Origin of the sequence: Actinomycetospora sp., assembly GCF_036497585.1 — a bacterium.
Classification (GTDB): Bacteria; Actinomycetota; Actinomycetes; order Mycobacteriales; family Pseudonocardiaceae; genus Actinomycetospora.
Genome location: NZ_DASXJD010000098.1, coordinates 1 through 24,734 on the forward strand (window position 1 = coordinate 1; position 24,734 = coordinate 24,734).

At 72.6% G+C, this 24,734-nt stretch carries 25 protein-coding genes; 12 read left to right on the forward strand and 13 right to left on the reverse strand.

The window, feature by feature from the left end; all coding sequences use genetic code 11:
* The 9 genes from VGH76_RS09365 to VGH76_RS09405 form a co-directional block, all read left to right on the forward strand.
* A partial coding sequence (locus VGH76_RS09365; protein WP_331556387.1) for an Hsp20/alpha crystallin family protein occupies window positions 1-340 on the forward strand: 340 nt, incomplete at its 5' end.
* 25 nt (window positions 341-365) lie between these two features.
* Entirely contained in the window at window positions 366-884 is a 519-nt protein-coding gene (locus VGH76_RS09370) for a general stress protein (protein ID WP_331556388.1), read from the forward strand.
* Between the two features lies 1 nt (window position 885).
* The gene (gene dnaK / locus VGH76_RS09375) at window positions 886-2,790 is read left to right on the forward strand and encodes a molecular chaperone DnaK (protein WP_331556389.1); all 1,905 of its coding nucleotides are present in this window, start codon (window positions 886-888) and stop codon (window positions 2,788-2,790) included.
* Window positions 2,791-2,800: 10 nt separating this feature from the next.
* Window positions 2,801-3,385 (forward strand): nucleotide exchange factor GrpE, encoded by a 585-nt coding sequence (locus VGH76_RS09380; RefSeq protein ID WP_331556390.1) that lies wholly within the window; start codon window positions 2,801-2,803, stop codon window positions 3,383-3,385.
* 6 nt (window positions 3,386-3,391) lie between these two features.
* Window positions 3,392-4,333, forward strand: coding sequence for a J domain-containing protein (locus VGH76_RS09385; protein WP_331556391.1), 942 nt, complete (start codon window positions 3,392-3,394; stop codon window positions 4,331-4,333).
* 31 nt (window positions 4,334-4,364) lie between these two features.
* Complete coding sequence (locus VGH76_RS09390; protein ID WP_331556392.1) at window positions 4,365-4,679, forward strand: chaperone modulator CbpM; 315 nt, start codon at window positions 4,365-4,367, stop codon at window positions 4,677-4,679.
* Window positions 4,679-7,321, forward strand: coding sequence for an ATP-dependent chaperone ClpB (clpB, locus tag VGH76_RS09395; RefSeq protein WP_331556393.1), 2,643 nt, complete (start codon window positions 4,679-4,681; stop codon window positions 7,319-7,321). Before VGH76_RS09390 ends, clpB begins: the two co-directional genes overlap by 1 nt.
* Entirely contained in the window at window positions 7,318-7,797 is a 480-nt protein-coding gene (locus VGH76_RS09400; protein WP_331556394.1) for a thioredoxin family protein, read from the forward strand. The genes clpB and VGH76_RS09400 overlap by 4 nt, the downstream gene beginning before the upstream one ends.
* On the forward strand, window positions 7,794-8,279 hold the full coding sequence (locus tag VGH76_RS09405; protein WP_331556395.1) for a hypothetical protein: 486 nt from the start codon (window positions 7,794-7,796) through the stop codon (window positions 8,277-8,279). The genes VGH76_RS09400 and VGH76_RS09405 overlap by 4 nt, the downstream gene beginning before the upstream one ends.
* On the opposite strand, the gene VGH76_RS09410 is transcribed toward VGH76_RS09405, so the two are convergent.
* From VGH76_RS09410 to VGH76_RS09440, 7 genes are all read right to left on the reverse strand, one after another.
* Window positions 8,276-9,967 carry a PucR family transcriptional regulator gene (locus VGH76_RS09410; RefSeq protein ID WP_331556396.1) on the reverse strand — a complete coding sequence of 564 codons (1,692 nt, stop codon included), beginning with the start codon at window positions 9,965-9,967 and terminating at the stop codon, window positions 8,276-8,278. The genes VGH76_RS09405 and VGH76_RS09410 overlap by 4 nt on opposite strands.
* A 198-nt stretch (window positions 9,968-10,165) precedes the next feature.
* Window positions 10,166-11,170 carry a toluene hydroxylase gene (locus tag VGH76_RS09415; RefSeq protein ID WP_331556397.1) on the reverse strand — a complete coding sequence of 335 codons (1,005 nt, stop codon included), beginning with the start codon at window positions 11,168-11,170 and terminating at the stop codon, window positions 10,166-10,168.
* Window positions 11,167-11,502 (reverse strand): MmoB/DmpM family protein, encoded by a 336-nt coding sequence (locus VGH76_RS09420; RefSeq protein ID WP_331556398.1) that lies wholly within the window; start codon window positions 11,500-11,502, stop codon window positions 11,167-11,169. The genes VGH76_RS09415 and VGH76_RS09420 overlap by 4 nt, the downstream gene beginning before the upstream one ends.
* Entirely contained in the window at window positions 11,502-11,858 is a 357-nt protein-coding gene (locus tag VGH76_RS09425; RefSeq protein WP_331556399.1) for a Rieske (2Fe-2S) protein, read from the reverse strand. The genes VGH76_RS09420 and VGH76_RS09425 overlap by 1 nt, the downstream gene beginning before the upstream one ends.
* Window positions 11,827-12,063 carry a hypothetical protein gene (locus tag VGH76_RS09430; protein ID WP_331556400.1) on the reverse strand — a complete coding sequence of 79 codons (237 nt, stop codon included), beginning with the start codon at window positions 12,061-12,063 and terminating at the stop codon, window positions 11,827-11,829. Before VGH76_RS09430 ends, VGH76_RS09425 begins: the two co-directional genes overlap by 32 nt.
* Window positions 12,064-12,072: 9 nt before the next feature.
* Window positions 12,073-13,554 (reverse strand): toluene monooxygenase, encoded by a 1,482-nt coding sequence (locus VGH76_RS09435; protein ID WP_331556401.1) that lies wholly within the window; start codon window positions 13,552-13,554, stop codon window positions 12,073-12,075.
* Complete coding sequence (locus VGH76_RS09440; protein WP_331556402.1) at window positions 13,521-14,207, reverse strand: MEDS domain-containing protein; 687 nt, start codon at window positions 14,205-14,207, stop codon at window positions 13,521-13,523. Before VGH76_RS09440 ends, VGH76_RS09435 begins: the two co-directional genes overlap by 34 nt.
* Window positions 14,208-14,790: 583 nt before the next feature.
* Between VGH76_RS09440 and VGH76_RS09445 the strand changes: the two genes are divergently transcribed.
* Complete coding sequence (locus VGH76_RS09445; protein WP_331556403.1) at window positions 14,791-15,279, forward strand: hypothetical protein; 489 nt, start codon at window positions 14,791-14,793, stop codon at window positions 15,277-15,279.
* Between the two features lie 90 nt (window positions 15,280-15,369).
* Here VGH76_RS09445 and VGH76_RS09450 read toward each other — a convergent pair whose 3' ends face one another.
* From VGH76_RS09450 to VGH76_RS09465, 4 genes are all read right to left on the reverse strand, one after another.
* Entirely contained in the window at window positions 15,370-15,900 is a 531-nt protein-coding gene (locus VGH76_RS09450; RefSeq protein ID WP_331556404.1) for a hypothetical protein, read from the reverse strand.
* Between the two features lie 139 nt (window positions 15,901-16,039).
* Window positions 16,040-17,008 carry an AraC family transcriptional regulator gene (locus VGH76_RS09455; protein ID WP_331556405.1) on the reverse strand — a complete coding sequence of 323 codons (969 nt, stop codon included), beginning with the start codon at window positions 17,006-17,008 and terminating at the stop codon, window positions 16,040-16,042.
* Window positions 17,009-17,069: 61 nt separating this feature from the next.
* On the reverse strand, window positions 17,070-18,311 hold the full coding sequence (locus tag VGH76_RS09460) for a cytochrome d ubiquinol oxidase subunit II (protein ID WP_331556406.1): 1,242 nt from the start codon (window positions 18,309-18,311) through the stop codon (window positions 17,070-17,072).
* Window positions 18,308-19,687 (reverse strand): cytochrome ubiquinol oxidase subunit I, encoded by a 1,380-nt coding sequence (locus VGH76_RS09465; RefSeq protein ID WP_331556407.1) that lies wholly within the window; start codon window positions 19,685-19,687, stop codon window positions 18,308-18,310. The genes VGH76_RS09460 and VGH76_RS09465 overlap by 4 nt, the downstream gene beginning before the upstream one ends.
* A 578-nt stretch (window positions 19,688-20,265) precedes the next feature.
* On the opposite strand from VGH76_RS09465, the gene VGH76_RS09470 reads away from it, so the two are divergent.
* Window positions 20,266-20,532: a GlsB/YeaQ/YmgE family stress response membrane protein gene (locus VGH76_RS09470; RefSeq protein ID WP_331556408.1), complete on the forward strand. Its 267-nt coding sequence runs from the start codon at window positions 20,266-20,268 to the stop codon at window positions 20,530-20,532.
* A 22-nt stretch (window positions 20,533-20,554) separates the two neighbouring features.
* Window positions 20,555-22,693, forward strand: a complete 2,139-nt coding sequence (locus tag VGH76_RS09475) for a glycogen debranching N-terminal domain-containing protein (protein WP_331556409.1) — start codon at window positions 20,555-20,557, stop codon at window positions 22,691-22,693.
* Between the two features lie 13 nt (window positions 22,694-22,706).
* Here VGH76_RS09475 and VGH76_RS09480 read toward each other — a convergent pair whose 3' ends face one another.
* Window positions 22,707-23,810 (reverse strand): glycosyltransferase family 4 protein, encoded by a 1,104-nt coding sequence (locus VGH76_RS09480; protein WP_331556410.1) that lies wholly within the window; start codon window positions 23,808-23,810, stop codon window positions 22,707-22,709.
* Window positions 23,811-23,841: 31 nt separating this feature from the next.
* Window positions 23,842-24,591, reverse strand: a complete 750-nt coding sequence (locus tag VGH76_RS09485; RefSeq protein ID WP_331556411.1) for an ANTAR domain-containing protein — start codon at window positions 24,589-24,591, stop codon at window positions 23,842-23,844.
* Window positions 24,592-24,734 lie beyond the last annotated feature (143 nt).

A 24,734-nucleotide genomic window follows, 5' to 3' on the forward strand; every position in this document is an offset into this window, starting at 1 on the left:
CGAGATCAGCGTCGAGCGCAACGTCGTGAGCATTCGTGCGAACCGCGCTCCGCAGCGGGCCGAGGGCGACGAGGTCATCGTCGACGAGCGTCCGTACGGCGTGTTCTCCCGCCACCTCTTCCTCGGGGAGAACCTCGACCCGTCGGGGTTGTCGGCCGAGGTGGACAACGGCGTGCTGACCCTGCGGATCCCGGTCAACCCGGCGAGCAAGCCGCGCAAGATCGCCGTGGGCTCGACCGAGGAGGGCGGTACCGCCCAGGACAGCGGTACCGCCCAGGACAGCCTCCCCGAGGGCGACAAGCAGTCCGAGGACAGCCCCGTCGGGGCCGGCTCCCGCTGATCCGACGGCACACAGGAGGCCGACCATGACCGAACAGGAGAGCCCCGTCGCCGCGGCGCCGAGCGACACCGCGTCGACCGGCCGCCTCACGGGCCAGCCGGCGCGTCGCGCGATCGCGTCCTACGGCAGCTACGCCGAGGCGGAACGTACCGTCGATCTCCTCGCCGACCTGGACTTCCCGGTCGAGCACGTCGCGATCGTCGGTCGCGACCTGGCGACCGTCGAGCAGGTCACAGGCAAGATGAACTACGCGCGGGCGGCGTGGCAGGGCGCGGTCCCCGGCGCCGTCACCGGCGCACTGATCGGTTGGGTCTTCGGGCTGCTCAGCTGGCTCGACCCGCTCGTGGCGTCACTGCTGCTCGCCCTGTACGGCCTCGTCTTCGGCGCAGTCCTCGGCGCGGTCGTGGGCGTGGTCGGCCACGCGCTGCAGCGCGGCAGGCGCGACTTCGCCTCGGTCCTGATGACGGAGGCCACGCGGTTCGACGTCGTGGTCGACGAGGAGTTCGCCGATGAGGCGACCCGGCTGCTCGATGGGAGGAACTGACATGGCACGCGCTGCGGGTATCGACCTCGGCACCACGAACTCGGTGATCGCCGCCTGGGAGGGGGGTGCCTCCGAGGTGGTCCCGAACGCCGAGGGAGCACGAACCACACCGTCGGTCGTCGCGTTCACCGACACCGGGGAACGGCTGGTCGGGCAGCTCGCCCGCCGGCAGGCGATCCTCAACCCCAAGGGCACGGTCTACTCGGTCAAGCGGTTCATCGGACGACGGTTCGACGAGGTGACCGACGAGGCCGCCCAGGTCACCTACGACGTGGTGGCCGACGAGAACGGCAACGCACGGATCAAGATCCGGGACAAGGTCTACGCCCCGGAGGAGATCAGCGCGATGATCCTGCGGAAGCTCGCCGACGATGCGGGCCGCCAGCTGGGGGAGAAGGTCGACAAGGTCGTCATCACCGTCCCGGCCTACTTCAACGACGCCCAGCGCACGGCGACCCGGGACGCCGGCCGGATCGCCGGCCTCGACGTTCTCCGGATCATCAACGAGCCGACGGCCGCGGCACTGGCCTACGGGCTGGACAAGCGCGAGCACGAGACGGTCCTGGTGTTCGACCTGGGCGGCGGAACGTTCGACGTCAGCATCCTCGACGTCGGGGACGGTGTGGTCGAGGTGCGTGCCACCGCCGGTGACACCCACCTCGGCGGTGACGACTTCGACCGCCGGATCGTCGATCAGCTCGCCGACGAGTTCATGTCGGAGAACGGCATCGACCTACGGAGCGACCCGCAGGCCCTGCAGCGACTCTACGAGGCGGCCGAGAAGGCGAAGGTCGAGCTGAGCTCCGTCACCCAGACCCAGATCAATCTGCCGTTCGTCACCGCCGACGCGACCGGGCCCAAGCATCTCACCACGAGCCTGATGCGCTCGACGTTCGAGCGGCTCACCGCGGATCTCGTCGACCGCACGATGGGGCCGGTCAAGCAGGCGATGGCGGACGCCAAGGTGACGGCGGACGACATCGACGAGGTCATCCTCGTGGGCGGTTCCACCCGGATACCCGCCGTGCAGGCCCTGGTGCGCCGGCTCACCGGCGGCAAGGACGCGAACATGAGCGTGAACCCCGACGAGGTCGTCGCCGATGGTGCCGGCACCCAGGCGGGCGTGCTCACCGGTGACGTGTCCGACGTGCTGCTGCTCGACGTCACTCCGCTCTCGCTCGGTGTGGAGACCCAGGGCGGCGTCATGACGAAGATCATGGAACGCAACACCACGATCCCGGCGCGGGGCAGCGAGACCTTCTCCACGGCCACGGACAACCAGCCCGCGGTCGACGTGGTGGTGCTGCAGGGTGAGCGCGAGCGCGCTGCGGACAACCGCGTGCTCGGCCGCTTCCAGCTCGGCGACATCCGGCCGGCGCCGCGGGGCGAGCCGCAGGTCGAGGTCACCCTGGACGTGGACGCCAACGGCATCCTCAATGTGACCGCCCGTGACCGCGACACCGGCGCGGAGCAGGGGATCACGATCTCCGAGAGCTCCAACCTGGATCAGGCCGAGGTGGATCGGATGGTCGACGAGGCGGAGCGGAACCGGACCTCCGACCAGGAGCTGCGGCGGGACGTCGACGCCCGCAACACCCTCGACGCCGTCGCTCATCAGGTACAGCGCCTGCTCGACGAACTGGGCGACGACGCACCGGCGCACGAGCGGGCGCGGGCGGAGATGCTGGTGACCGACGCCCGCACCGCGGTACAGGAGGAGGCGCCGCGGACTCGGGCCGAGGAGCTGACCAACGAGCTGCAGGGTGTGCTCAGCGGGCTCCAGGCCGCGTCGGCCGGCCGGGGCGCCGGTCCGGCGACCGGGGCGCCCGCCGGCGCCGCGGAGGGCTCGGCCGACGGTGGCGGCAGCGACGACGACGTGATCGACGCCCAATTCGATCGCGCCTGAGCCGGATTCGATGACCCCCCGGACGCCCGGGCGCGACCCGGAATCGACGCAGACACCACCGGACGACACGGCGGACGAGGTCCGCCGGGAACCGGACGCGAGCTCCGAGCCGGACGCCCGGGAACCGGACGCGAGCTCCGAGCCGGACGCCCGGACACCGCCGTCGGCGAGCGAGCTCGAGGACCGCTGGCGGCGGGCCGTCGCGGACCTCGACAACCTCCGCAAGCGGCACGCTCGCGAGCTGGCGGCGGCGCGTGCGGTCGAGCGCGAGCGGGTGGCCGCGGCGTTCCTCCCGGTGCTGGACAACCTCGACCTGGCCCTGCACCACGCCCAGGCCGACCCGGGCGCCATCGTGGACGGGGTCCGGGCCGTCCGGGAACAGGCGGCAGCGATCCTGGAGGGGCTCGGCTACCCCCGCCAGGACGATGCAGGCGTGCCGTTCGATCCGGCACGACACGAGGTGGTCGGTGTCGTCGCGCCCCGCGACGACCAGCCACCCGGCTCCGTCGCGGACGTGGTCCGGCCCGGCTACGGCATCCCCGAGCGGCAGCTGCGACCGGCTGCGGTGACCGTCACCGGGACGGCGGAGGGGTGACGGGAGGTGGCTCGCGACTTCTACGAGGTCCTCGGCGTGTCCCGCGACGCCGGGAGCGAGGAGATCCAGCAGGCCTTCCGCAGGCTGGCCCGCGCCAACCATCCCGACGTCAACCGCGACCCGGCGGCCGAGGAGCGGTTCAAGGAGATCAACGAGGCGTACCAGGTTCTGTCCGACCCCGAGGAGCGCCGCAAGTACGACCGCTTCGGGGAGAACTTCCGCAAGGTTCCCGACGACTGGGAGCAGCCCGTCGGCGCCGGGGTGGGCGGGTTCCGGGGGGGTGGCCGGCCGCGCACCGGCCCGGCCTCCGGCTTCACGTCTGCGGGCTTCGACGATCTCGGCGGCAGCATCGACATCGAGGATCTCCTCGGTGGCATGTTCGGACGTGGGCGTGCGCGGGCCGGGCCGATCGCGGGGGCCGACCAGGAGGTGGAGCTGCCGCTGACCGTGGAGGAGGCGTTTCGCGGCGGCCCCCGCCAGGTGACGCTGACCGGCACGGCCGGGCCGCGCACCTACACGGTGACGATCCCGCCGGGCGTGACCGACGGGCAGCGCATCCGGCTGGCGGGCGAGGGCGGGCGCGGGGTCGGCGCCGGCGAGCCGGGCGACCTCTACATGGTCGCGCGGCTCCTCCCGCATCCCCGGTACCGGGTGTCCGGCCGCGACATCACTGTCGATCTGCCGCTCGCCCCGTGGGAGGCCGCCCTCGGCGGAAGTGTGCCGGTCCCGACGCCCGCGGGCGGCACGAAGGTCGAAGTCCCGCCGGGCTCGTCGACCGGGCGCCGGCTGCGCCTGCGGGGGCAGGGCATGCCCAACCCCCGCGGAGCGCCGGGGGACCTGTTCGCCGAGATCGCGATCATGGTCCCGCCCCGGCCGACCGAGGCCGAGCGGGAGCTGTTCGCCCGCCTGGCCGAGGTCTCCGACTTCGATCCCCGCCGCGGCGGATGACGATGCGAGCCGTGACGAGAGGCGGTATGCGATGACGGTCCACTTCCTCCCGGTGCGCCGCCCGCCGGCGGCTGGCGCCCGGCGGCTGTTGAGCCGGGACGAGTTCTGCCGGCGCAGCGGGGTGCATCCCGAGCTGTTGCGGCGCTTCGTCGCCCTCGGCCTGGTCCAGGCGGTGCGCGAGCCCGGCGGCGAGCTGTGGTTCCCACTGGGCCAGCTCGCCGACGTCGCCCGCATCGAGCGCCTCCGGCGGGGGCTCGGGCTCAACTACGCCGCGATCGGGCTGGTCTGTGAACTGCTCGACCGCATCCAGGAGCTGGAACGCCAACTGCGGGAACGGAGCAGCTGATGGATCTGAACCGACTCACCCAGCGGTCGCAGGAGGCGTTGTCCGCGGCCCAGGACCTCGCGACCCGGGCGGGCCACACCGAGGTCGACGGCGAGCATCTGTTGCTCGCCCTGCTGGAGCAGGACGACGGGCTGGCTCCCCGGCTGCTCACCGGGGCCGGTGTCGAGGTGGCCCGCCTGCGCGGGGATCTCGAGGCTGCACTGGCGCGCAAGCCGAGAACCACCCGGCCCGCCGCGTCCCCGGGCCAGGTCTCGGTCACGCAGGCCCTGGCGCGCGTCCTGGAGGCCGCCGAGCGCGAGGCGGCTCGGCTCAAGGACGAGTACGTCTCCGTCGAGCACCTGCTGGTGGCGCTCGTGGAGGGGGGCGAGCGCACCGGCGCCGGGCGCCTCCTGGTCCAGCACGGAGCCACTCGCGATCGGGTCCTCGCCGAGCTCACGACGGTGCGCGGCAACCAACGGGTCACGTCCGCGAGCCCGGAGGGTACCTACGAGGCCCTCGCCAAGTACGGCCAGGACCTCGTCGCGGACGCTAACGCGGGCCGGATGGACCCGGTGGTCGGCCGCGACGCCGAGGTCCGCCGCGTGATCCAGATCCTGTCCCGCAAGTCCAAGAACAACCCGGTGCTGATCGGCGACCCGGGCGTGGGGAAGACCGCGATCGTCGAAGGCCTCGCGCAGCGCATCGCGCACGGCGACGTTCCCGAGGGCCTCGCGGACCGGACGATCTTCGCCCTGGACATGGGCCTGCTCATCGCCGGTGCGAAGTACCGCGGCGAGTTCGAGGAGCGGCTGCAGGCCGTGCTCGCGGAGGTCAAGGCCGCCGAGGGCCGGATCCTGCTGTTCGTCGACGAGATGCACACCGTCGTCGGAGCCGGCGCGGTCGAGGGCGCGATGGACGCGAGCAACATGCTCAAGCCGATGCTCGCCCGCGGCGAACTGCACATGATCGGCGCCACCACGCTCGACGAGTACCGCAAGCACGTCGAGCCGGACGCGGCACTGGAGCGTCGCTTCCAGCCGGTCTACGTCGACCAGCCCAGCATCGAGGACACCGTGTCGATCCTGCGTGGGCTGCGCGAGCGGCTGCAGGTCTTCCACGGGGTCCGGATCCAGGACGGCGCGCTCGTGGCCGCCGCGACGCTCTCGGACCGCTACCTGACCGAGCGGTTCCTCCCGGACAAGGCGATCGACCTGGTCGACGAGGCGTGCGCGCGGCTCCGCACCGAGATCGACTCGATGCCCGCGGAGCTGGACGGGATCACCCGCCGGGTCACGCGGCTGGAGATCGAGGAGGCGGCGCTGGCCCAGGAGTCCGACGCGGCGAGCCGCAGCCGGCTGGAGGAGCTGCGCCGCGAGCTGGCCGACCTGCGCGCGGAAGCCGACGCCATGCGCGCGCAGTGGGAGGCCGAGCGGCAGGCCATCAAGCGCGTCCAGGAACTCCGGGCCGAGCTGGAGCAGGTGCGCCACGAGGCCGAGGCGGCCGAGCGCGCCTACGACCTCAACCGCGCGGCCGAGCTGCGCTACGGCCGGCTCGTCGAGCTGGAGCGCCGGCTCGCCGCCGCGGAGGAGCACCTCGCGACGAAGCAGGGCGGCCGGCGCCTGCTGCGCGAGGAGGTCACCGCCGAGGAGATCGCCGACATCGTGGCGTCCTGGACGGGCATCCCCGTCAGCCAGCTCACCGAGGGCGAGCGAGAGAAGCTGCTGCGGCTGGAGAAGGTCCTGCACAGCCGGGTCGTCGGCCAGGACGAGGCGGTCCGCGCGGTGTCCGACGCGATCCTGCGGGCCCGCTCCGGGATCAAGGACCCACGCCGTCCGACCGGCTCGTTCATCTTCCTCGGACCCACCGGGGTCGGGAAGACCGAGCTGGCCAGGACGCTGGCCTCGGCCCTGTTCGACTCCGAGGAGAACATGGTCCGCATCGACATGAGCGAGTATCAGGAGCGGCACACCGTGTCGCGCCTGGTCGGGGCCCCGCCCGGGTACGTCGGCCACGACGAGGGCGGCCAGCTCACCGAGGCGGTCCGGCGGCGGCCCTACGCCGTCGTGCTGTTCGACGAGATCGAGAAGGCACACCCCGACGTGTTCAACACGCTGCTGCAGGTGCTCGACGACGGTCGCCTCACCGACGCCCAGGGCCGCACGGTCAACTTCCGCAACACCGTCGTGATCATGACGTCCAACATCGGGTCCCAGCACCTCATCGAGGGCGTGACCCCGACCGGGACGCTCACGGATTACGCGCGCGAGCTGGTGCTGAGCCAACTGCGGACGCACTTCCGGCCCGAGTTCCTCAACCGGGTCGACGACATCGTGCTGTTCACCCCGCTGGTCCCCGAGCAGATCACCGAGATCGTGGACCTGATGCTCACCGACCTGCGGGCCCGGCTGGCCGAGCGCCGCATCGGGCTGCGGGTGACCGACGCGGCGCGGGCATTCGTGGCCCGGGAGGGTTACGACCCGGTGTACGGGGCGCGACCGCTGCGCCGGTTCATCGCCCGGGAGGTGGAGACCCGCGTGGCCAAGGCGTTGGTCGCGGGGGAGGTCGTCGACGGGTCGACGATCGACGTCGACGTCCGCGACGGCCGGCTCGTCGTCAGCCACGACGCCCCGACCCACGCGGACGAGGTGGTGGTGCCGGTATGACGGCCGGAACGGTCCGCAGCGCGGTGGTGACCTGCCCGAACTGCGGAAGGCGCAATCGGGTCCCCGCCGTGGGCGACGGGCGACCCACGTGCGGGAACTGTCACGCGAACCTCCCGTGGATCGCCGAGGCGGGCGATGCCGACTTCGGCGATGTCGCCGAGCGGGCGCCGCTGCCGGTGCTGGTCGACCTGTGGGCGACCTGGTGCGGGCCCTGCCGCATGGTGAGCCCCGCCCTGCAACGGCTGGCCACGGAACGGGCCGGCCGGATCAAGCTCGTGACGGTCGACGTCGACGCCAATCCGGGGGTGGCGCGCCGCTTCGAGACCATGGCGGTTCCCACCCTGCTCGTCCTGCGCAACGGCGACGTCGTCGCGCGGCAGGCCGGCGCGGCGCCGATCCCGACGCTGCGTGCGTGGTTGGACGAGGCCCTCGCCGAGGATGCCGGAACGGCCCCCGGCGAGGAGACGACATCGTGACGAGCGCGATGAAAGCCCTGCGCGACAGGGCCTGGGTGGTCCCGTTGCGGCTGACGTCCGGCTGCTACGTCCTCGACTCCGGGATCGCCAAGTGGGACGCCGACGATGCCACCGCCGAGCAGCTGCACGGCTTCGCCCGCGGGGCCTACCCGTTCCTGGAGAACGTCGACCCGGCCACCTTCACGAAGGCCCTCGCCGCCGGCGAGGTGGGGCTCGGGGCAGCGCTGCTGATCCCACTCGTCCCGAACGCCGTCGCCGGGATGGGCCTGCTCGGTTTCGGAGCGGGACTGCTCGGGCTCTATGCGCTCACCCCCGGCATGCGTCGTCCGGGCAGCGTCTTCCCGACGCCCGAGGGCGTCGCGCTGGCCAAGGACGCCTGGCTCGTCGCGATCGGAGCGGCCCTGGCGCTGGGCGCCCGCACCCCTGGCGCCGACCGCCGGCGGTATCCCTGGTGCGCAAGGGCCCGCCGCGGGGGTTCCTAGCGCTCCATGACGTGCCACGCCCGGGTGGCGATGTGCAGGTTGAGCCGGGTGTCGACGTCGCGGAGATCGTGCCCACTCAGCTCGCGGATCCGCCGCAGGCGGTAGCGCAGGGTGCTGCGGTGGATCGTGAGGGCCTGTGCGGTGGCGTCGTAGTTCCCGCCGCACTCGTAGTACTGCCAGAGCGTGGCGACGAGATCCGACCGGTTGTCCGCGTCGTAGTCGATCAGCGGTCCGAGCCATTCCCGGACGAACTCGTCGATCTCGCCGGTCGCGTCCCGATCGCCGAGGAGCCGGTAGATGCCCAGCTCGTCGAACATCGTCACCCCGCGCGGCGTGCCCGACCTCTCGCGGAGGCGCAGGGCGCGTTTCGCCTCCTCGTAGGACCGTGGCAGCTCCGAGGGCGCCCCGCAGGTACGACCCACCCCGATCGCGCCTTCCGGGGATCGCATGGCCTTCGCCACCCGCTGGTACAGCGTGTCCCACGGGGGGCCGGTCTCGGCCGGGTCAGCACGGGCCCCGATGAGCACCACGCTCCCGCTGCGCCGGGCGACGAGCACGCCGTCGGCCGCCGTGCCGCTCACGGCCGGCCCGACCGCGCGGGCCAGCGCCTGCTCGGGAGCGCCGCGCCATCGGACCACCGCCACCCAGTGCGGGCGGGAGAGGTCGTGGCCGAGGGCGGTGGCGCGCAGCAGCGCGCTGTCGTCGTCCGTGCCGGCCAGCAGGTCGTCGACGAGGTCGCGCCGCAACCGCAGCTCGGTCTCGGCCAGGCCGCGCAGGTGGGCCAGCTCCATCGCGAGCACGACCGCGCCGTGTTCGAGGGCGAAGAGCTCGAGCTCACCGGCCCGCTGTTCCGGGTCCACCAGGGCGACGACGCCGAGGACCTCGTCGCGGGGCTGCGCGAGCGCGACCAGCCGCTCCCGGTGCCGCAGCGGGCGCCCGTTCCGACGGATGTCGGCCAGCAGCTCGCTCCGCTGGCGGGCCGGAGGCCTCGCCGGACGGGTCGGCCGCCCCGGCCCGCCCCACGCGCGGAGGTTCCCGAACGGGTCCTCGACCGCCACGGACAGTCCCGTCAGCTCGTGGAGCGCCTCGGCGATCCCCTCCTCTCCCCGACCGCGGGAGGCCACCTCCGTCACCACCTCGTGGATGCGGCTGCGCTGCTCGAGCTCCGCCACCGCCGTGGTGAGCCGTCGGTTGACCGCGGTCAGCTCGAGGCCCCGCTCGTGGAGTTCTTGCGCGTGATCCCGCTCGGCACGGTGCAGCGTGGCGCTCTGCAGGGCCGCGCCGGCCTGCTGGGCGAGCGTCGTCAGGAGGTACCGCCGGTCGGCGGAGGGCGGTTCGTCGGACGACACCACGAGGTAGCCACCGTGGCCGCCCAACGCGCGGAGCGGGTAGGCCCACGACCACGGTTCCCCGGGCACGGTGACCGGGCCGTCGCTCCCGGCGAACTCGGTCAGCTGCGCCCGCAGCGCAGGGCTGGGGTCGCGGGAGCGGGCCAGGTCGTCGCGGTCCAGGTAGGTCCCCTGGATACGGAGGTCGCCGAGGGCGGCCACCGAACCGGCGACGAGCTCGAGGATCTCGTCCTCGTCGGTGCGGTCGAACATCACCATGGACAACGCGAAGACGCTCGACATGCTCGACAGCTGCGCCCGCAGGGCGCGGATCTGCGCCTGCTGCTCCACTACGACCACCCGCCGCCCCCTGTCATACTCCCGCGCCGTCGCCGATGGGACCACCGCGAGGAGCCGGCGAGGACCGCAGGACCTGGGGCGGATGCTTCTCGGGTCCTCCGCCACGGGTCAACCGGACGGGGGTTCTGCGGCCACCCGCGTGGCGAGAGCCGGAACGACGGCAGCGGGCCGTCCGCGCGAGGGTGCGCGGCCCGGGCGTCATCGCCAGAGCGCCTCCGACTCCCGTGTCACGGCGTCGACGATGCGTTCGGTCGCCGCGCCCGGGTCGAGCGGTACCGGGGCTGCGGCCACGACCTCGGCCAGGGCCGCCAGCGCGTCGTCCGCGAGCGGCCGCCACTTCTCGAGCCATCCGGAGACGACTTCGGCGTTGGCCGGGGTGGCTTCGACCAGGTGGCGCATCAGCGCGGCGGTCCACTCGCGGTGCCAGCGGGCGTCCTCGTCGAGGGAGAAGTGGATGCTGGCGAGGAGCGGGTCACCGTTCGCGGTGGCGAGCGTGCCGGCGACCACTTCGTTGATCAGCCGGTCCATGCGCGGCTTGAGGACTGCGTTGGTCACCGTGAACGCCTCACCCCAGTCGTAGGCGACCAGGGCACGTTCGACGAGCTCGCGGAGCGGCTGGAACGCCGCGGCGTCCTCCCAGCTCGCCTGCTGGCGACGCGCACCCTCCTCGCCCAGCGGGGCGCCGCCGAGCTGGACGGTGCGGTAGGCGATCCGCTGGACACGCCGGACCTCGTCCGCCGCCTGGAACGCTGCGCAGTTGGTGATCCGGGAGGCGGGTGCCATTTGGGCGATGTAGGCCGCCAGCATCTGCAAGCCGTGTACGGGAAAGCGCAGTGGGAAGTACCACCGGTCCAGGAACCGCACCCAGTCCACGTCGAGCCGCCGGTCGTAATGCGTGTCGTCGATCTCGCGCAACAGGCCGTCGACCACGTCCTCGCGGCTGTCCTGCAGCTCGGTGTAGGCCCGGTAGGTGGTGCGGCGCGGGTCCGCGAACGGCTCCCAGTTCCCTACCCGCAGGGAGGAGCCCTCGCGGTGCTGGTAGTACCAGGCGACGACCGGGTTGGCTGCCGCCAGCTCGAAATGATGAGGATGATTGTAGTGGAGGTCGCTGCTCACCACTTCGTACTCGTGCGGGATGCGCCGGCCCACCGCAAGCCGCGTGTACGTCTTCCGCCCTGGTGGCCGGGCCGGCGGGGTGGTCATCGCTCTCCTGTCAGCGAGGGCGTCGAACCCGCCGCCGGCTCGCCCGCGAACCGCCAGACGGCCAGGTCCTCGGTCAGCTCCAGGACGCCGGTGAACGACGACATCACGACTTCGAGGTCGCCGGGGAATCGGATTGCGGCGCCCGTTGCGGCCACGAGCCCGGTCTGCGACAACCGGCACACCCGAGAGGCCAGCACGCGCAGGTAGGCGCCCTCGTCGTGGACGAGCACTCCCTCGTTCTCGGCCTCGATCACGGAGACGACCGTGCGCGCGAACGGGGTTGCGTGCAGGACGGGGCCTACGCCCTGATTGATACCGGCGGAGGCATTCATCAGGTGCCCTCCGGGAGGCCCACGAGTATCCGGTCATCGTCGAGTCGCACGGGGTAGCGGCGAAGACACACCCCTTCGGGATTGATCCCCTGGCCTGTCCGCGCGTCGAACACCCACTCGTGCGCAGCACAGGTGAGGACGTGCTCCGAGAGGACACCCTGCGAGAGCGGGTTGGCCAGATGGGGGCACCGGTCCTCGTAGGCGACCAGCTCGCCGTCGACGTTGCAGAGCAGGACGTCGACGGCGCCGAGGCTCACGGCCCGCATCTCGCCCTCCCAGATGTCGTCCGGCATACCCGCGTACAGCCAGGCCGTCGCGGCGTCGTCACCCTCGCTCGACCCTGAAGATGTCGCCATATCCGAGCCCCGCCTGCGCGATGGTCGATGTCGGATCGAGGTCGTCGCCGGCTTCGTTGCGCACCGTGAGAGCCCCGCCACGCTCTGGCGCCGGGCCCCAGGCCACGAGCTGTGCGGCCAGTTGCGCCACGGTGCGCTCGTCCGGGGTGACGATCACCCGTGCGAGGAAGTCGTCGCTCGCGTAGCCGAAGAGGTAGATGCGCACCGCTGCCTCTCACGCCGTCGGGACGGGGTCGAGGCGCCACGGGTCGAGGCCGCGACGCAGGTCCTTGCCGGTCTCGACGGGGGCCTCGAGACCCATCCAGGCGTGGAGATCCGTGAGCTTTCCGGGCGCTTCGCCCGCGACGATGCGATCCACGACGCTCTTGTGATCGGCGAACCGTCCGGGCTCGTTCTGGAAGATCCAGCGGCAGGGCTGGGAGCAGAACAGGTAGCGACGGCCGCCCGACTCGAGGGTGCACGCGGTGTTCCGTCCCGGCCCGATGAACAGCGTCGGGAGCTGGCAGAGGTTGCAGAGTCCGGGGAGTCCGTAGGACAGCGTGCCGCTCTCGCCGCCGTCTGCCCAGCGGCGCTCGAGCTGGTCCCAGAACGGCCCGTAGGTCTCGTCCCAGTGTGGATACTTGGCGTTCAGCCACTGGCGCTCGGCGCGGCCGGGAACGGCGACGTCGAACCACAGCGTCGTCCGGTAGGTGTAGAGCCCGAGCTGAAAACTGTGATGCGCGTGGTCGAGCTCCTCGATGAACAGATCCCAGAACCACGGCCGTTCGAGGTCGAACTCGGCGAGGTTCTTCATGAACTGCTCCGTCACCCACTCGTTCATGAATTCCTTGAACGAGCGCGTCCGCGCCTCCACCGGCGTGAGGTACTCCATGGCGGTCCCGGTCAGAGCCAGGAACAGCCGCCAGCATCGCCACCACATCTTGTCGACGAGATATTTTGCCCGCTCTCGGGAGCCATTCTCGAGCAGTGTCCGCAGAACAGGGTGACCGATCTGGGCGTGGCGGGCCTCGTCGGTCTGGATACTGGCCAACGTCTTCTCGAACAAGTGGTGCTGGGCGCGGTCGGCCATCGCTGCCATCGCCATGAACTGGAGGTTGGTGAATCCCGTCTCGAACACGAAGTTGAGCTGGATCGCGAGGTCGATCGCATCCGCCGCCAGAAACATGTCGTCGAACAGGTGGCGCGCTGCGATGATGACCCACTCGTTCGTGTGGAACGCCTTGTGGGTCCAGTCGAAGTTGCCGTCGTGGGCCAGCATGTCGTGGCCGATCAGCAGCGGGATCTGCGTGTGACGGATCTCGTCGAGGGCGCCCAGGCTGGCCATCGTCCGCCAGGCGCTGTCACGCCCGAACCGGGCCATGCGCAGTTCGGCCACGGCGCCCGCGTACTCCGCGAGGGCGACCGCGCCGTTGTGGAACTTGACGAGCTGCACCCAGCCCGGGTCGAGGTCGTCGAAGAGGCGGGGCTTGCTGAGCGCTGCGCGCACGCCGAGCACGGCGGCGTCCTTGTCGCGCTGGTTGGCGACGTACTCGCGGTAGGTCGTGCGGTAGGCCTCGTTCCAGCCGGACCACGCGTCGTGTTCCAGCCACGGGTGGCCGCTGAGCGCCTCGGGGAAGAGCTCGCGCTCGTCGACGTAGCGTGGCGTCCAGTCGACCTTGCGGGCTAGGTCGAGCCAGTCGTCACGTCGAAGCACCATGCCGCTGCCTCCTCGACCGGGGGGATCGCGGTGTCGCCGCCGCCGAGCGGTGATCCCGCCAGGAACTCGTCCGGTGTCTGGTAGTAGGGGTTCTCCATGAGCACGCTGCCCAGCAGGACGCGGGCATGGGTCCGGAGCAGGTTGACGATCATGCCGCCGCCGAACCGGCCGATGTCGTAGAGGCACAGGATGACCTGCGGGTAGAGCGGCAGGTACCGGTTCATCTCGGACTCGAGCACCAGCAGCTCGTGCATGTCCGGCACGACGTCCCGCCGCGACCACGTCTCCACCGCGCGCACCACGTCGAACCGGCCGTCGTACATCACATCCGACATCTCGGCCTTCCACGAGCCGATCACCTCGTCGGCGCTGAAGCGCCCCGAACGGAGGTACATGTCGGACGCGCCGATGACCTCGAGCTGCCCGGTGGCGGTGCGCTCCGAGGCGTGGACGTGCGTTCCGAGCGACGAGACGATCTCAGCAGGGTCGGTCCCGTCCACCACGCAGATGCACTTCTCGCCCGCAGCGAGCCCGATTTCGAGGAACGGGATGACGACTTCATCCCGCTGGGACGCTCCGGTGTAGAGACCACAGATGTGATCACCGACAGCTGCCTCGATACCACCGAACCCCAGGGAGATGCCGTCGAACACGGCTCCACCCCCGATCCGGAGAGGATCGAGAGCGTAGTTCTGCGGGTTCCTCGCGGTCAACCGCGCCGGCGTCGTCGCAGATGCGACGACCGAGCGGCGGCCCCGGAACGAACGGCCGATGCCAATGAGGTGGGGCGTGGTCGAATTCTCGCGGTCCCACCGTCTCGACCAGCCCGCGGACCAGGCCCGGGTACCGGCGGCGGCCGGAGCAAGCCGAAGTCGAGAACCAGCGGTTGGTGCAGCGGTGCAGGCGCGGAGTCGGACCTGGCTCGAGAAGGCAACGAATTCGCCCGCATCGCTCGATAGCAGGAATCGCGGCGACTGAGCACGCCATGCTCACCGGCCCTGAACCGGCATGAACAGGCTTGAGCCGGCCTGAACAGGCTTGAACCGGCCTGACCACGGGCCTGCTCGGCACGCGCGAGGCCATGCGAGCGGGCGCGGGTGGTTCGGGTCGAGCTGCTCGACCCGAGGGGCGGGACCCGGCTGCTCCGATGTGACCCGTCGGGCCGATGCCGCACCTCCGATGTCCCCGCACGGTGGCGGACCAGCGGCGACGACGTCGGGGCGACGGAGGTACGTGGTGACCGGGACACAGGAGACGAGTGCGACCGCACCGACGACCTTCTCGCCGCGCCGGACCCGGACCGGCTCGTCCGCGTCGTCCCGGACGACACTCGGCGCGATGTGCCTGGCCGGCGTGTGCGTCGTGGCCGGCTGCGCTCTCGACCCGGCCACCGTCTCGGCGATGAACCTGACCGTGTCCACGGCGACCGACGCGCCGGTGACCGTCTACTTCGACGTCCACGAGCGGGGCGGGTCCGGGCAAGCCGGGCGATCCGTTCCGTCGACTCGGGTAGAGCTGTCTCCGCAGCGTCCGACCGTCGTCCTGTCCGTCCCCTACGACCCCGGCTATTGGCTACGGGCGCGCGTGGCCGGTCCACCCGACCGTCCCGCCAGCATCACCGTGGGATGCGAGCTGCGCGCCCTGGACGGCCGCGTCCTCGCCGTCGATGCCACCAACCCCTTCGATCCCCCCACCGAGGACGCCAGCTGCGCAGGCGCCGAGTAGAGCTCGGGCCGCCGGGCAGTACGCCGAACCACAGCCCGGAGCCTGACGACCGAAACGGCGGCGGCAGCTCCGGAGAGCCGCGGACAACGGTCAGCCGGCATCCGGGCGGCGCGGGTGAGGCACGTCGAGGGGGATGGGATGGGTCCGGACCGGCGCACCCGGGGGGAAGGGTGGCCGACCCGGACCCATCCCGGGACGACCGTCGGTCGCCGGGGGGCGACGACCGGACGGCCGGGCTGGGATGTCACGGGCGCGGTGGTCGCTCGGGGTCGGCCGGCAGCCGAGGCCTTCGGCGAGCGAGGTGGACACCGCGGCGCCCGCGGCCTCGACCAGGACCTGCGGGGTGCGCGACGAGCGCACGATCCGCAGCACGCCCTCGTTCGCGCCCACGGCGGCGGCGAGGTCGCCGAGCGCCGCCACGGCGACCGGTGCCGCGACGGAGGTGGCCCGCAGGTCGAGGATCACGATCCTGTCGGACCGGCGACGAGCGAGGCGGCGCAGCTTCACCGCAGCAACGATGCCCACCACGTCACGGGTCTGCACCACGACGCCCCAGACCGTATCGATGATCCACACCGACGGCCCGTGGTCGGAGAGGGGCGATTCCGGGTCGCTGGTCATGGCTCGCTCTCGCGCCGTCGAGAGCTCCGGGACGGGGCTCCGACCTGGGTGCTCGGTGACGAACACGAGATCTACGGGCGCGCCGCGCCCCGGTCCATCCGCGTACGGCAACTCCCGACCGCTCGCCGACGAGTAGGGGTCAGCGTCCCCGCAACGTCGTTCCCGGCGCACGGCCGTACACCCGGCGGTACGCCTGGGAGAACCGGCTGACGTGGCCGAAGCCCCAACGGTGCGCGACCTCGGCCACGGTGGTCCCGCCCGGCTGCGCGCTGCGCAGTTCCGCGTGCGCGTGCTGGAGCCGCACGGCCCGCAGGTAGGCCATGGGGGTGGTGTCGAGATGGCGCCGGAAGCCGTCGTGCAGGGTGCGGGGCGACGCGCCGGCAAGTCGGGCGAGAGTCGTCGGGGTGAACGGCTGGGTGGGGTCGCTGCGGATCGCGTCCACCGCGCGCCATACCGGGATCCGACTCCAGCACCGGGCCGGACGTTCCAGCGCGCCCTGCCAGCGGTGCCCGGTCACGTGCACGAACCCCGCGATCACGGCGTCGTGCAGCGGCGCCGCGACCATCGGGTGGGTGAGCACGCTCGACGCCGTGCGGGCTTCCTCGCACAGGAGCCGGACCAGCCGGTCCCACCGTCGTCCCGCGGCGCTGCGCAGGTCCACCCGCGGTTCGAGAACCGGGTCCGGCGGCACCGGGTGACCCAGTTGCTCCTCGAGGGCGTCGTTGACCGCGCCGCGCTCGATGCGCACGGCGTAGGAGCCGTACTCGTCGCTGGTCGTCATCGCCACCGGGCCGACCGGGTGATACACGGCTCCGAACCCCGGGGTGACCTCGACCGCATGCAGCCGGTGCCGGGCAGCCATCGAACCGGAGGCGGAGTAGTTGACGTAGTAGCAGTCCTCCAGATCGGCCATACCGATCTCCAGTCCGGCACTCACGTGGGCCACGCCCACCGCCAATGCGCCGAGCACGACTCCGTCGAAGCGGAAGTCGTAGCTCGCGGTGCGGTCCCGGAGGTCCATCGACGTCGTGAAGAAGTCCTTCCCCACCGCCGCCTTCGCGCCGTCGAGGTCGTGCTCCCGGAACGAGAAGAACTCCGCAGGGCCCACCGGGTCACTCTACGAACCCGGGCGGCACGTCACGAGGGCCGCCGGGACGACGTTCCGGGGGTCAGCCCGGTCCATCGTCCAGTGCCCACGGTCGTACCACCGCGACGCCGGTCGCAGCGGCGCCGGCGAGCGCGACGACCCCGACGGCGTGCGCCGGCCCGGACTCGGCGACCGTCAGCAGCCCCGTCCCCGCCACGAGGAGGCCGACGGCCACCCACGAGGACCGCCGACCGGCCGGCGGAGAGGCGGCACCTGCCCGACCGGGAGGCGCCTGGGCGTCGCACGTGGCGGGCGCCGGCGGGCCGGGATCGAAGCGGCCCCGCAGCACCAGGGCGAACAGCAGCCCCAGCGACGGCGCCAGCAGGACGGCTCCGCCGACCACCGCGATGAGCAGGCCGACGAGGGTCGGGGCGGGTGCGGCGGCGCGGTCGGCGGTCAGCCCGGGCAGCAGGACCGGACGTTGGGCGAGGCCCCAACCGGCGACGACGGCCGCCACCGCCAGCGCTGCCGTGACCCGCGCCGCCTCGTGGCGACGTGCTCCCACCAGGGCGAGCGACGTGAGGCCCGCGGCCGCGGACAGCACCAGCGCCACCGACCCGGGCCACCGCAGCAGGCCCTCGCCGACCAGCGGGGCGTCGACCCGCAGCACCGCCAGGGCCCCGAGGGCGACCGCGCCGGCGAGGACCCCGCTACCCAGCGCACGCGCGCGGAAGCGGCGCTCGAGGTCGGGCTCCCCGATACGGGCCGCGTCGGCCGCGAGGTAGACCGCGGCCAGGAACGCCGAGAGCACGACGGCGAGGACCCCGACGGCCACCGAGGACGGATTGAGCCAGCTGGTCCACAGGCTGCCGGCGGCGTTGCCCACCGGCACCCGCATCGAGACGATGCCGCCGACGACGGCGCCGAGCGCGAACGGCGTCAGTGCCGACGCGGCGGCGAAGACCGTGTCGACCCTCCGCCGCTCGCTCGACGTCCGGGTGCCGGAGTGCAGGGCGTAGGCGGCGCCGCGCGCGATGACCCCGAGGGCGGCGAGGAACAGCGGCACCGTCAGCGTGCTGGCGACCGCACCCACCACCACCGGATAGGCCGTCCAGGCCACGGTGAGCACGAAGACCAGCCAGACGTGGTTGGCCTCCCAGACCGGCGCGAGGGCGCGGTGGGCGTGGTCGCGCAGCCGCTCGGCGTCCGGACCACGGCCCGCGGTGAGCTGCCACATCCCGGCGCCGAAGTCGGCGCCGCCGAGCGTGGTGTAGGCGGCGAGGCCGATGAGGACGACCACCAGGGGGAGTTCGGCGAGGGTCACGACGCATCCCCGCCGCGCACACTCGAGGGGAGCGGCGGCCGCGTCGGTCCGCCGCGGTCCGGGTCGACCTCGGGGTCGGTGTCCAGCGGGACCGCCGCGAGCCGCCGCAACACCCACACCACAGCGACGGCGACCCCGGCGTAGACGGTGCCGAGCACCGCGTAGCCCACCGGGATCCCCGGAGCCGCGGTGACGGCCTCCGGGGTGCGCATGACCCCGTACACCGTCCACGGCTGGCGTCCGACCTCGGTGACGACCCAGCCGCACAGCAGGGCCACCACCGAGGCGGGGCCCGCCACGACCACGGCCCTCGTCCACCACCGGGCGGTGGGCAGCCGTCGGCGCCGCGCGAGGACGACCACCGTGAACACCCCGAGGACGGCCAGCAGCGTCCCCAGACACACCATCACCTGGAACGCCAGCCGGACGACGTTCACGGGGGGCACCTGGTCGGGCGGGACGGCGTCGAGCCCGACCACCACGGCGCCCGGGTCGTGGAGGGCCAGCAGCGAGAGCATCCGCGGGAGCTCGATGCCGTCGACGACCTTGCCGTCGCGGTACCAGCCGAGGACGTGGACCGGCGCCCCGGCCATGGTGTGCCCGAGGCCCTCGAGGGAGGCGAGCTTCACCGGCTGGTACCGCGCCACCGCCCGGCCGGCCCAGTCACCGACGAGCACCTGGACGGGCGCCGCGACGGAGGCCACGGTCAGCGACACCGCCAGCGCCAGCCGGTCGTACGCCGTGTCGCGCCCGCGCAGCCGGGTCATGGCGTAGACGCCCGCCACCACGAACCCGGTGACGAGGAAGGCCGCGACGTACATGTGCACGAACTCGTGCCACAGATAAGGGTTGGCGAACAGGGCCTCGGCGGGGCGGACGTCGACCACCCGCCCGTCCTGCAGCGTGAAGCCGCCGGGGTGGTTCATCCAGGCGTTGACCGAGATGACCATGAACGACCCGGTCAGTCCCGCCACCGCGATCGGGATGCCGCTCGCCAGGTGGGCCCGGGGCGGGAGCCGGTCCCATCCGTAGAGGTAGATGCCGATGAACACGGCCTCGGTGAAGAACGAGAACCCCTCGATGGCGAAACCGAGCCCGAACACACCCCCGAAGGTCGCGGTGAACGCCGGCCAGAGCAGCGCCATCTCGACGCTGAGGACGGTGCCGGTGATGACCCCGATCGCGAACAGGGCCGCCATCACCCGGCTCCAGCGGCGCGCGAGCGTGCGGTGCAGCCGGAGCCCCGTGCGGTGGTGGAGTCCCTCGAGGAGCAGCACGAGCACCGGGAAGGCGATGCCGAAGCACACCAGCGGGATGTGCGCGGCGAACGAGAGGGCCTGCAGCTGACGTGCCTGCTCCAGGAACGGTTGACTCACCGGAGGAGGAATCACGGGTGTCGAGGGTGGTCGCTGCGTCCCGGTCGGACCTGGCTCCGTCGGGTCGAAACCGCGGCGACGATCTGCGCCCGCGGGGCCCAGACCGTGGCTGTCGGAGGCGGCGGCCCGGGGACCTTTCACCGCTGGTTGGTGGACGGACGGCACCGAGGTAGCCCGGCGGGATGACCACGGCAGCTGCCGCCACCGTGATCACGTACAGCAGACGTACAGGTACAGCATGCCGACGGTCACGGTGCCGATCGTGGCCGAGTTGTCGAGCATGGCCAGGACGCCTGAACCTCGACCGGCCAGGCGAGGCGGCCTTCGGGGACCCATCCTCGGGCCCTCTCCAGCAGCAACGGCAGGACATGCGGGACGGAGCGAGAGCGGGCCGAGCGCGGGCGGCGGCTGACCGGCACGAGAGGGTGACCAGCGCGCGTTCACCTCGACCCGCTGTGACCGCGACGACGGGGCCCGCGGGGACGGATCGTGGGCGTCCCCGAGGAACGGCTCCTCGGGGGACCGGAGCGGGACGGGCGGCCCGTCCCGGGGGCGACGTCGGACGTGCGGGAGGAACCGTGGGAATCCTCGGGTGGATCGTGCTGGGACTCGTGGTGGGGGCGCTGGCCAAGCTGGTCATGCCGGGGAAGGATCCCGGTGGCATCCTCGTGACCCTGCTGCTGGGCATCGTCGGCGCCCTCGTGGGCGGGTTCATTGGACGGGTCCTCTTCCGGACCGGTCTCGGCGACTTCTTCGACCTCCGGACCTGGGTGCTCGCCCTGCTCGGTGCGCTACTCGTCCTCGGCGTCTACCGCGTCGTCACGGGACGTCGCGCCCACATCTGAGGGCGGGTCGGGTGCCTCGGTGATGTCGTCTGCGGGGGCCGGTGGACCCTCCGGGGAGGAGCCTCCCCGGATCGGGGGTGACGCGGGAACGGCGACCCTGGTCGCGGGGACCACCTTCTGTCTGTCCGCGTCCGGCGGGGACGTCGTGCCGGGCGGGGTGCAGGGTCTGTTCGTCGACGACACCCGGGTGGTGTCCGGCTGGCGGCTGCGGGTCGACGGGGCCTTCGTCGAACCGCTGGCCTTCCTGGAGGGCGAGCGCTTCCGGCGCACGTTCGTCGGGCGCGCACCGCCGCGTGGGGGCCGGGCCGACGCCACCCTGCTCGTCGAGCGCACCCGCACCGTCGGGGACGGCATGGTCGAGGAGCTGGTCATCCGCAACCTGGCGGCCGAGGCCGCCGGGGTGACCGTCGAGCTCGAGGTGGAGGCCGATTTCGCCGACCTGTTCGAGGTCAAGGAGAGCCGCGTCGACTCCCGCCCGCGGGTCGCGCTCGAGGGCGAGGAGCGCGCGCTCACCTTCGTGCTGTCGTCCTCGCCGCACCGCTCGCGGATCCGGGTGGTCGCCGAGGGGGAGCCGGCGACGTCCGGCGCGACGTTCCGGCACACCGTCCTCGTCCCGGAGCGGGGGACGTGGACGACGCGGTGGGTCGTCGGGGTCGCGCTGGGCCGGCACGACACGCTGCCCGACGAGGCGTCCCCGGAGGGCGAGGCCGCGCGACGCATCGCGCGCTGGCGGCTGTCGGCCCCGGTGGCCGAGACGCCGCAGCCCGGTCTGGAGACCACCCTCCACACCAGCTCCGAGGATCTCGGCGCGTTGCAGATCGGCGACCCGGCCCACCCCGACCGCCGGGTCGTCGCGGCCGGCGCGCCGTGGTTCATGGCCCTGTTCGGCCGCGACTCGCTGCTGACCAGCCTCATGGCGCTGCCGTTGGACCGGGAGCTCGCGCTGGGGACGCTGTGGATGCTCGCCGACCTGCAGGGCGTCCGCGTCGAGCCCCTCACCGAGGAGGAGCCCGGTCGGATCGTGCACGAGGTGCGCTGCGGCCGGGAGGGCAGCCTCAGCCGTTCCGGATCCTCCGCCTACTACGGCACGGTGGACGCGACCCCATTGTTCGTGGTGCTGCTGGGCGAGCTGCACCGCTGGGGCATGGCCGAGGAGGAGCTGCGTGCACTGCTGCCGGCGGCGGACCGGGCGATGGCGTGGGTGGCGCAGTACGGCGACCGCGACGGCGACGGCTTCGTGGAGTACCGGCGGGCCACCGACCGCGGGCTGGTCAACCAGGGCTGGAAGGACTCGTTCGACGGCGTGACCTCCGCGGCCGGGCGCATCGCCGAGCCGCCCATCGCGCTGGCGGAGGTCCAGGGGTATGTGTACGCGGCGCACTGCGCGCGCGCCGAGCTCGCGGAGGCGGTCGACGACCCGGGCACCGCGACCGAACACCGGCGGCGGGCCGAGGTGCTGCGGGCCCGCTTCGACGAGCATTTCTGGTTGCCCGACCTCGGGTGGTACGCGACGGCGCTCGACGGCGCCAAACGCCCGGTGGACGCGTTGACCAGCAACATCGGGCACTGTCTCTGGTCCGGCATCGTGCCGGCGGAACGCGCCGCCTGCGTGGCCGGCCACCTCGTCGGCGAGACGATGTGGACGGGCTTCGGGGTCCGGACCCTGGCCTGCGACATGGGGGCCTACAACCCCATGGGTTACCACACCGGATCGGTGTGGCCGCACGACAACGCCCTCGTGGCGGCGGGCCTGATGAGCTATGGACACGTGGCCGAGGCGCAGCAGGTGGCATCGGGGATCCTCGATGCCGCCCGCGCGGTCGGCGGCCGTCTGCCCGAACTGTTCTGCGGGTTCGACCGCGACGAGTTCCCGGCGCCCGTGCCCTACCCGACCTCGTGCTCGCCGCAGGCGTGGGCGGCGGCGGCGCCGGTGTCGCTGCTCCGGACCCTGTTGCGGTTCGACCCTGATCTGCCGAGCGGGTGGTTGGGTTTCGAGCCGGCCCTGCCCTCGACGATGCTGCCCCTGCGGGTCGGCAACCTCCGCCTCGCGGGATCGCGGATCGTGCTCGAGGTCGACCGCGGCGGCTGGGACGTCGAGGGGCTGCCGCCCCAGGTCACCCCGACACCGACGCCGCCCGGCGTCGGCGACCGGACGCGCTGATCCGGGGGCCGATTCAGGAGGCCGGCGCCGAGGCGACCGACCGCCGGTGCGCCGCGAGGACCCGGTGGTACACGCGCTCGTAGCCGGCGGCGAGCCCGGCGGCGGAGAACCGTTCCTCGGCGGCCGTCCGGCAGTCCCGCGGATCGAGATCGGCCGTCCGCTGTAGGGCCGCGGGCAGCTCGGCGGGCCGGTCGCACACCCAGCCCGTCCGGGCGTGGTCGACCACCTCCGGCACCGCGCCCCGGCGCAGTGCCACCACCGGGGTGCCGCAGGCCATGGCCTCGATCATGACCAGCCCGAAGGGCTCCTCCCAGTCGATGGGGAAGAGCAGGCACCGTGCACCGGCCAGGAGCTCGACCTTGCGCCGACCGCCGATCTCGCCGATCCACTGCACGTCGCCGCCGAGAAGCGGCGCCACGGCGTGCTCGAAGTACCGCACCTCGACGTCCTCACGACACTTGGCCGCCATGACCAGCGGGATCCCGGCCGCACGAGCGGCGTCGACGGCCCACACCGGTCCCTTGTCCGGGCTCATCCGACCGAGGAAGACGGCGTAATCGCCCTTGGCGGCGCGGAACGGGAAGCGCTCGGGTCGCAGGCCGTTCGGCACGGTCGCCGCCCACCGGGCGGTCGGGAGGTGTTCGCGCTGGGCGCCCGAGAGCGCGACGAGCGAGGCGCGGGCGGAGATCGTCCGGTAGTACACACCCATGTCGCCGTGTACCGGTCCGTGCGCGGTGACCACCGTGGGCAGGCCGTGCGCCGAGCCGACCAGGGGACCGGCGAACGTGTTGTCGTGGACCACGTCGACCTCGAGGTCGGCCAGCAGCTCGGGCAGGCGCGCCGCCTGCACCACCTCGGGCAGTGCCCGACCCATCAGGCTGGGGTCGGCGACCGGGCCGGTCCGGCGGAACGCCGCCGTCGTCCCGTTGCGTCCCGGACCCAGCAGCGTGACCTCGACGCCCCGGTCGACCAGGGCGCCGACGAGGTCGCTGCACACCGCCTCCACCCCGCCGTAGGCGTCGGGCGGGAGCTCCAGCCAGGGTGGTGCGACGACCGCGACGTGCAACGGGCGGCGTGCGCGGGCACGCTCGCGGCCGGTGGGGACGGGTGCGGCCATGGTGTCCTCTCTCGCAGGTGCGGGCCGGGAGTCAGAGCGCGCGCTTGGCGACCACCCAGGCCGCCACGTCGATGAGTTTGATGTTGGCGTGCTGGGAGGCTCGACGGAGCCGGTCGAACGCCTCGTCAGCCTCGACCCCGTAGCGGTTCATGAGGATCCCCTTGGCCTGCCCGATGACGTCGCGACTCGCGACTCCGCGCTCGAGGTTCTCGACGCGGTCGGCGCCGGAGAGGGCCAGCGCCGCCACGGTGCCGTAGATGACCGCGTACCACTGCGTCCGCGCACGCGTCACGTCGTTGTCGAGCGCACGGCCCGTGGCGTGCAGGTTGAGCGACCCGACGGGGGTGGTCACGGCGGCCAGCCGCACCGACAGGCTGGCCCGCATCCCGAACCGCACGGCCTGCGGCACGAAGCGCGGCCAGCGGGTCTCGATCCGGGCGTCGGGCAGCAGCACGCTGGACCGGCCGGTGATCGCGTCGATGCACGGGCCCTCGAGCAGCGTGAGCTGGGCCCGGTCGAGGCGGGCGGCGGTCTCGGTGCTGTGTGCCCGGGACACCAGCGAGCCGTCGCGTTCGCGAACGGCGATCCCGGCGGCCTCGATGCCCGGGACCGCGCACACCGCACCCGTGACGACGTGCGTCATCGCCTCGGCGAGCCGTCGCGCCCCGGCGATGCGCTGCGCCGCGTCCACCATCGTCCTCGTCAGCGTGGCCAGCTCGGCGTCGTCGATCCCGACGTCGACCGTGCCCGCCGCCGCGGTCGTCTCCGCAGTCCCAATCACCTCGTGCCTCCTCCGCCTCGACGTTCTCGCCGTTGGTCGGACACGGTGCCGGGACGTCGACCGCGCGGCATCGGCTCGGTGGGTCACATCGGGGAGCCCGCAACCCGCCCGTCGGGTCGACACCCTGCGCACCGGACGGGACG

Excerpts from the sequence above, each read along its gene's own strand:
- clpB (WP_331556393.1), top strand. The coding sequence starts at position 4,679 with ATGGATCTGAACCGACTCACCCAGCGGTCGCAGGAGGCGTTGTCCGCG.
- VGH76_RS09380 (WP_331556390.1), top strand. The coding sequence starts at position 2,801 with ATGACCCCCCGGACGCCCGGGCGCGACCCGGAATCGACGCAGACACCA.
- VGH76_RS09390 (WP_331556392.1), top strand. The coding sequence starts at position 4,365 with ATGACGGTCCACTTCCTCCCGGTGCGCCGCCCGCCGGCGGCTGGCGCC.
- VGH76_RS09450 (WP_331556404.1), bottom strand. The coding sequence starts at position 15,900 with ATGACCAGCGACCCGGAATCGCCCCTCTCCGACCACGGGCCGTCGGTG.
- VGH76_RS09415 (WP_331556397.1), bottom strand. The coding sequence starts at position 11,170 with ATGACCACCCCGCCGGCCCGGCCACCAGGGCGGAAGACGTACACGCGG.
- VGH76_RS09370 (WP_331556388.1), top strand. The coding sequence starts at position 366 with ATGACCGAACAGGAGAGCCCCGTCGCCGCGGCGCCGAGCGACACCGCG.
- VGH76_RS09400 (WP_331556394.1), top strand. The coding sequence starts at position 7,318 with ATGACGGCCGGAACGGTCCGCAGCGCGGTGGTGACCTGCCCGAACTGC.
- VGH76_RS09425 (WP_331556399.1), bottom strand. The coding sequence starts at position 11,858 with ATGGCGACATCTTCAGGGTCGAGCGAGGGTGACGACGCCGCGACGGCC.
- VGH76_RS09420 (WP_331556398.1), bottom strand. The coding sequence starts at position 11,502 with ATGAATGCCTCCGCCGGTATCAATCAGGGCGTAGGCCCCGTCCTGCAC.
- VGH76_RS09435 (WP_331556401.1), bottom strand. The coding sequence starts at position 13,554 with ATGGTGCTTCGACGTGACGACTGGCTCGACCTAGCCCGCAAGGTCGAC.
- dnaK (WP_331556389.1), top strand. The coding sequence starts at position 886 with ATGGCACGCGCTGCGGGTATCGACCTCGGCACCACGAACTCGGTGATC.
- VGH76_RS09480 (WP_331556410.1), bottom strand. The coding sequence starts at position 23,810 with ATGGCCGCACCCGTCCCCACCGGCCGCGAGCGTGCCCGCGCACGCCGC.
- VGH76_RS09475 (WP_331556409.1), top strand. The coding sequence starts at position 20,555 with ATGTCGTCTGCGGGGGCCGGTGGACCCTCCGGGGAGGAGCCTCCCCGG.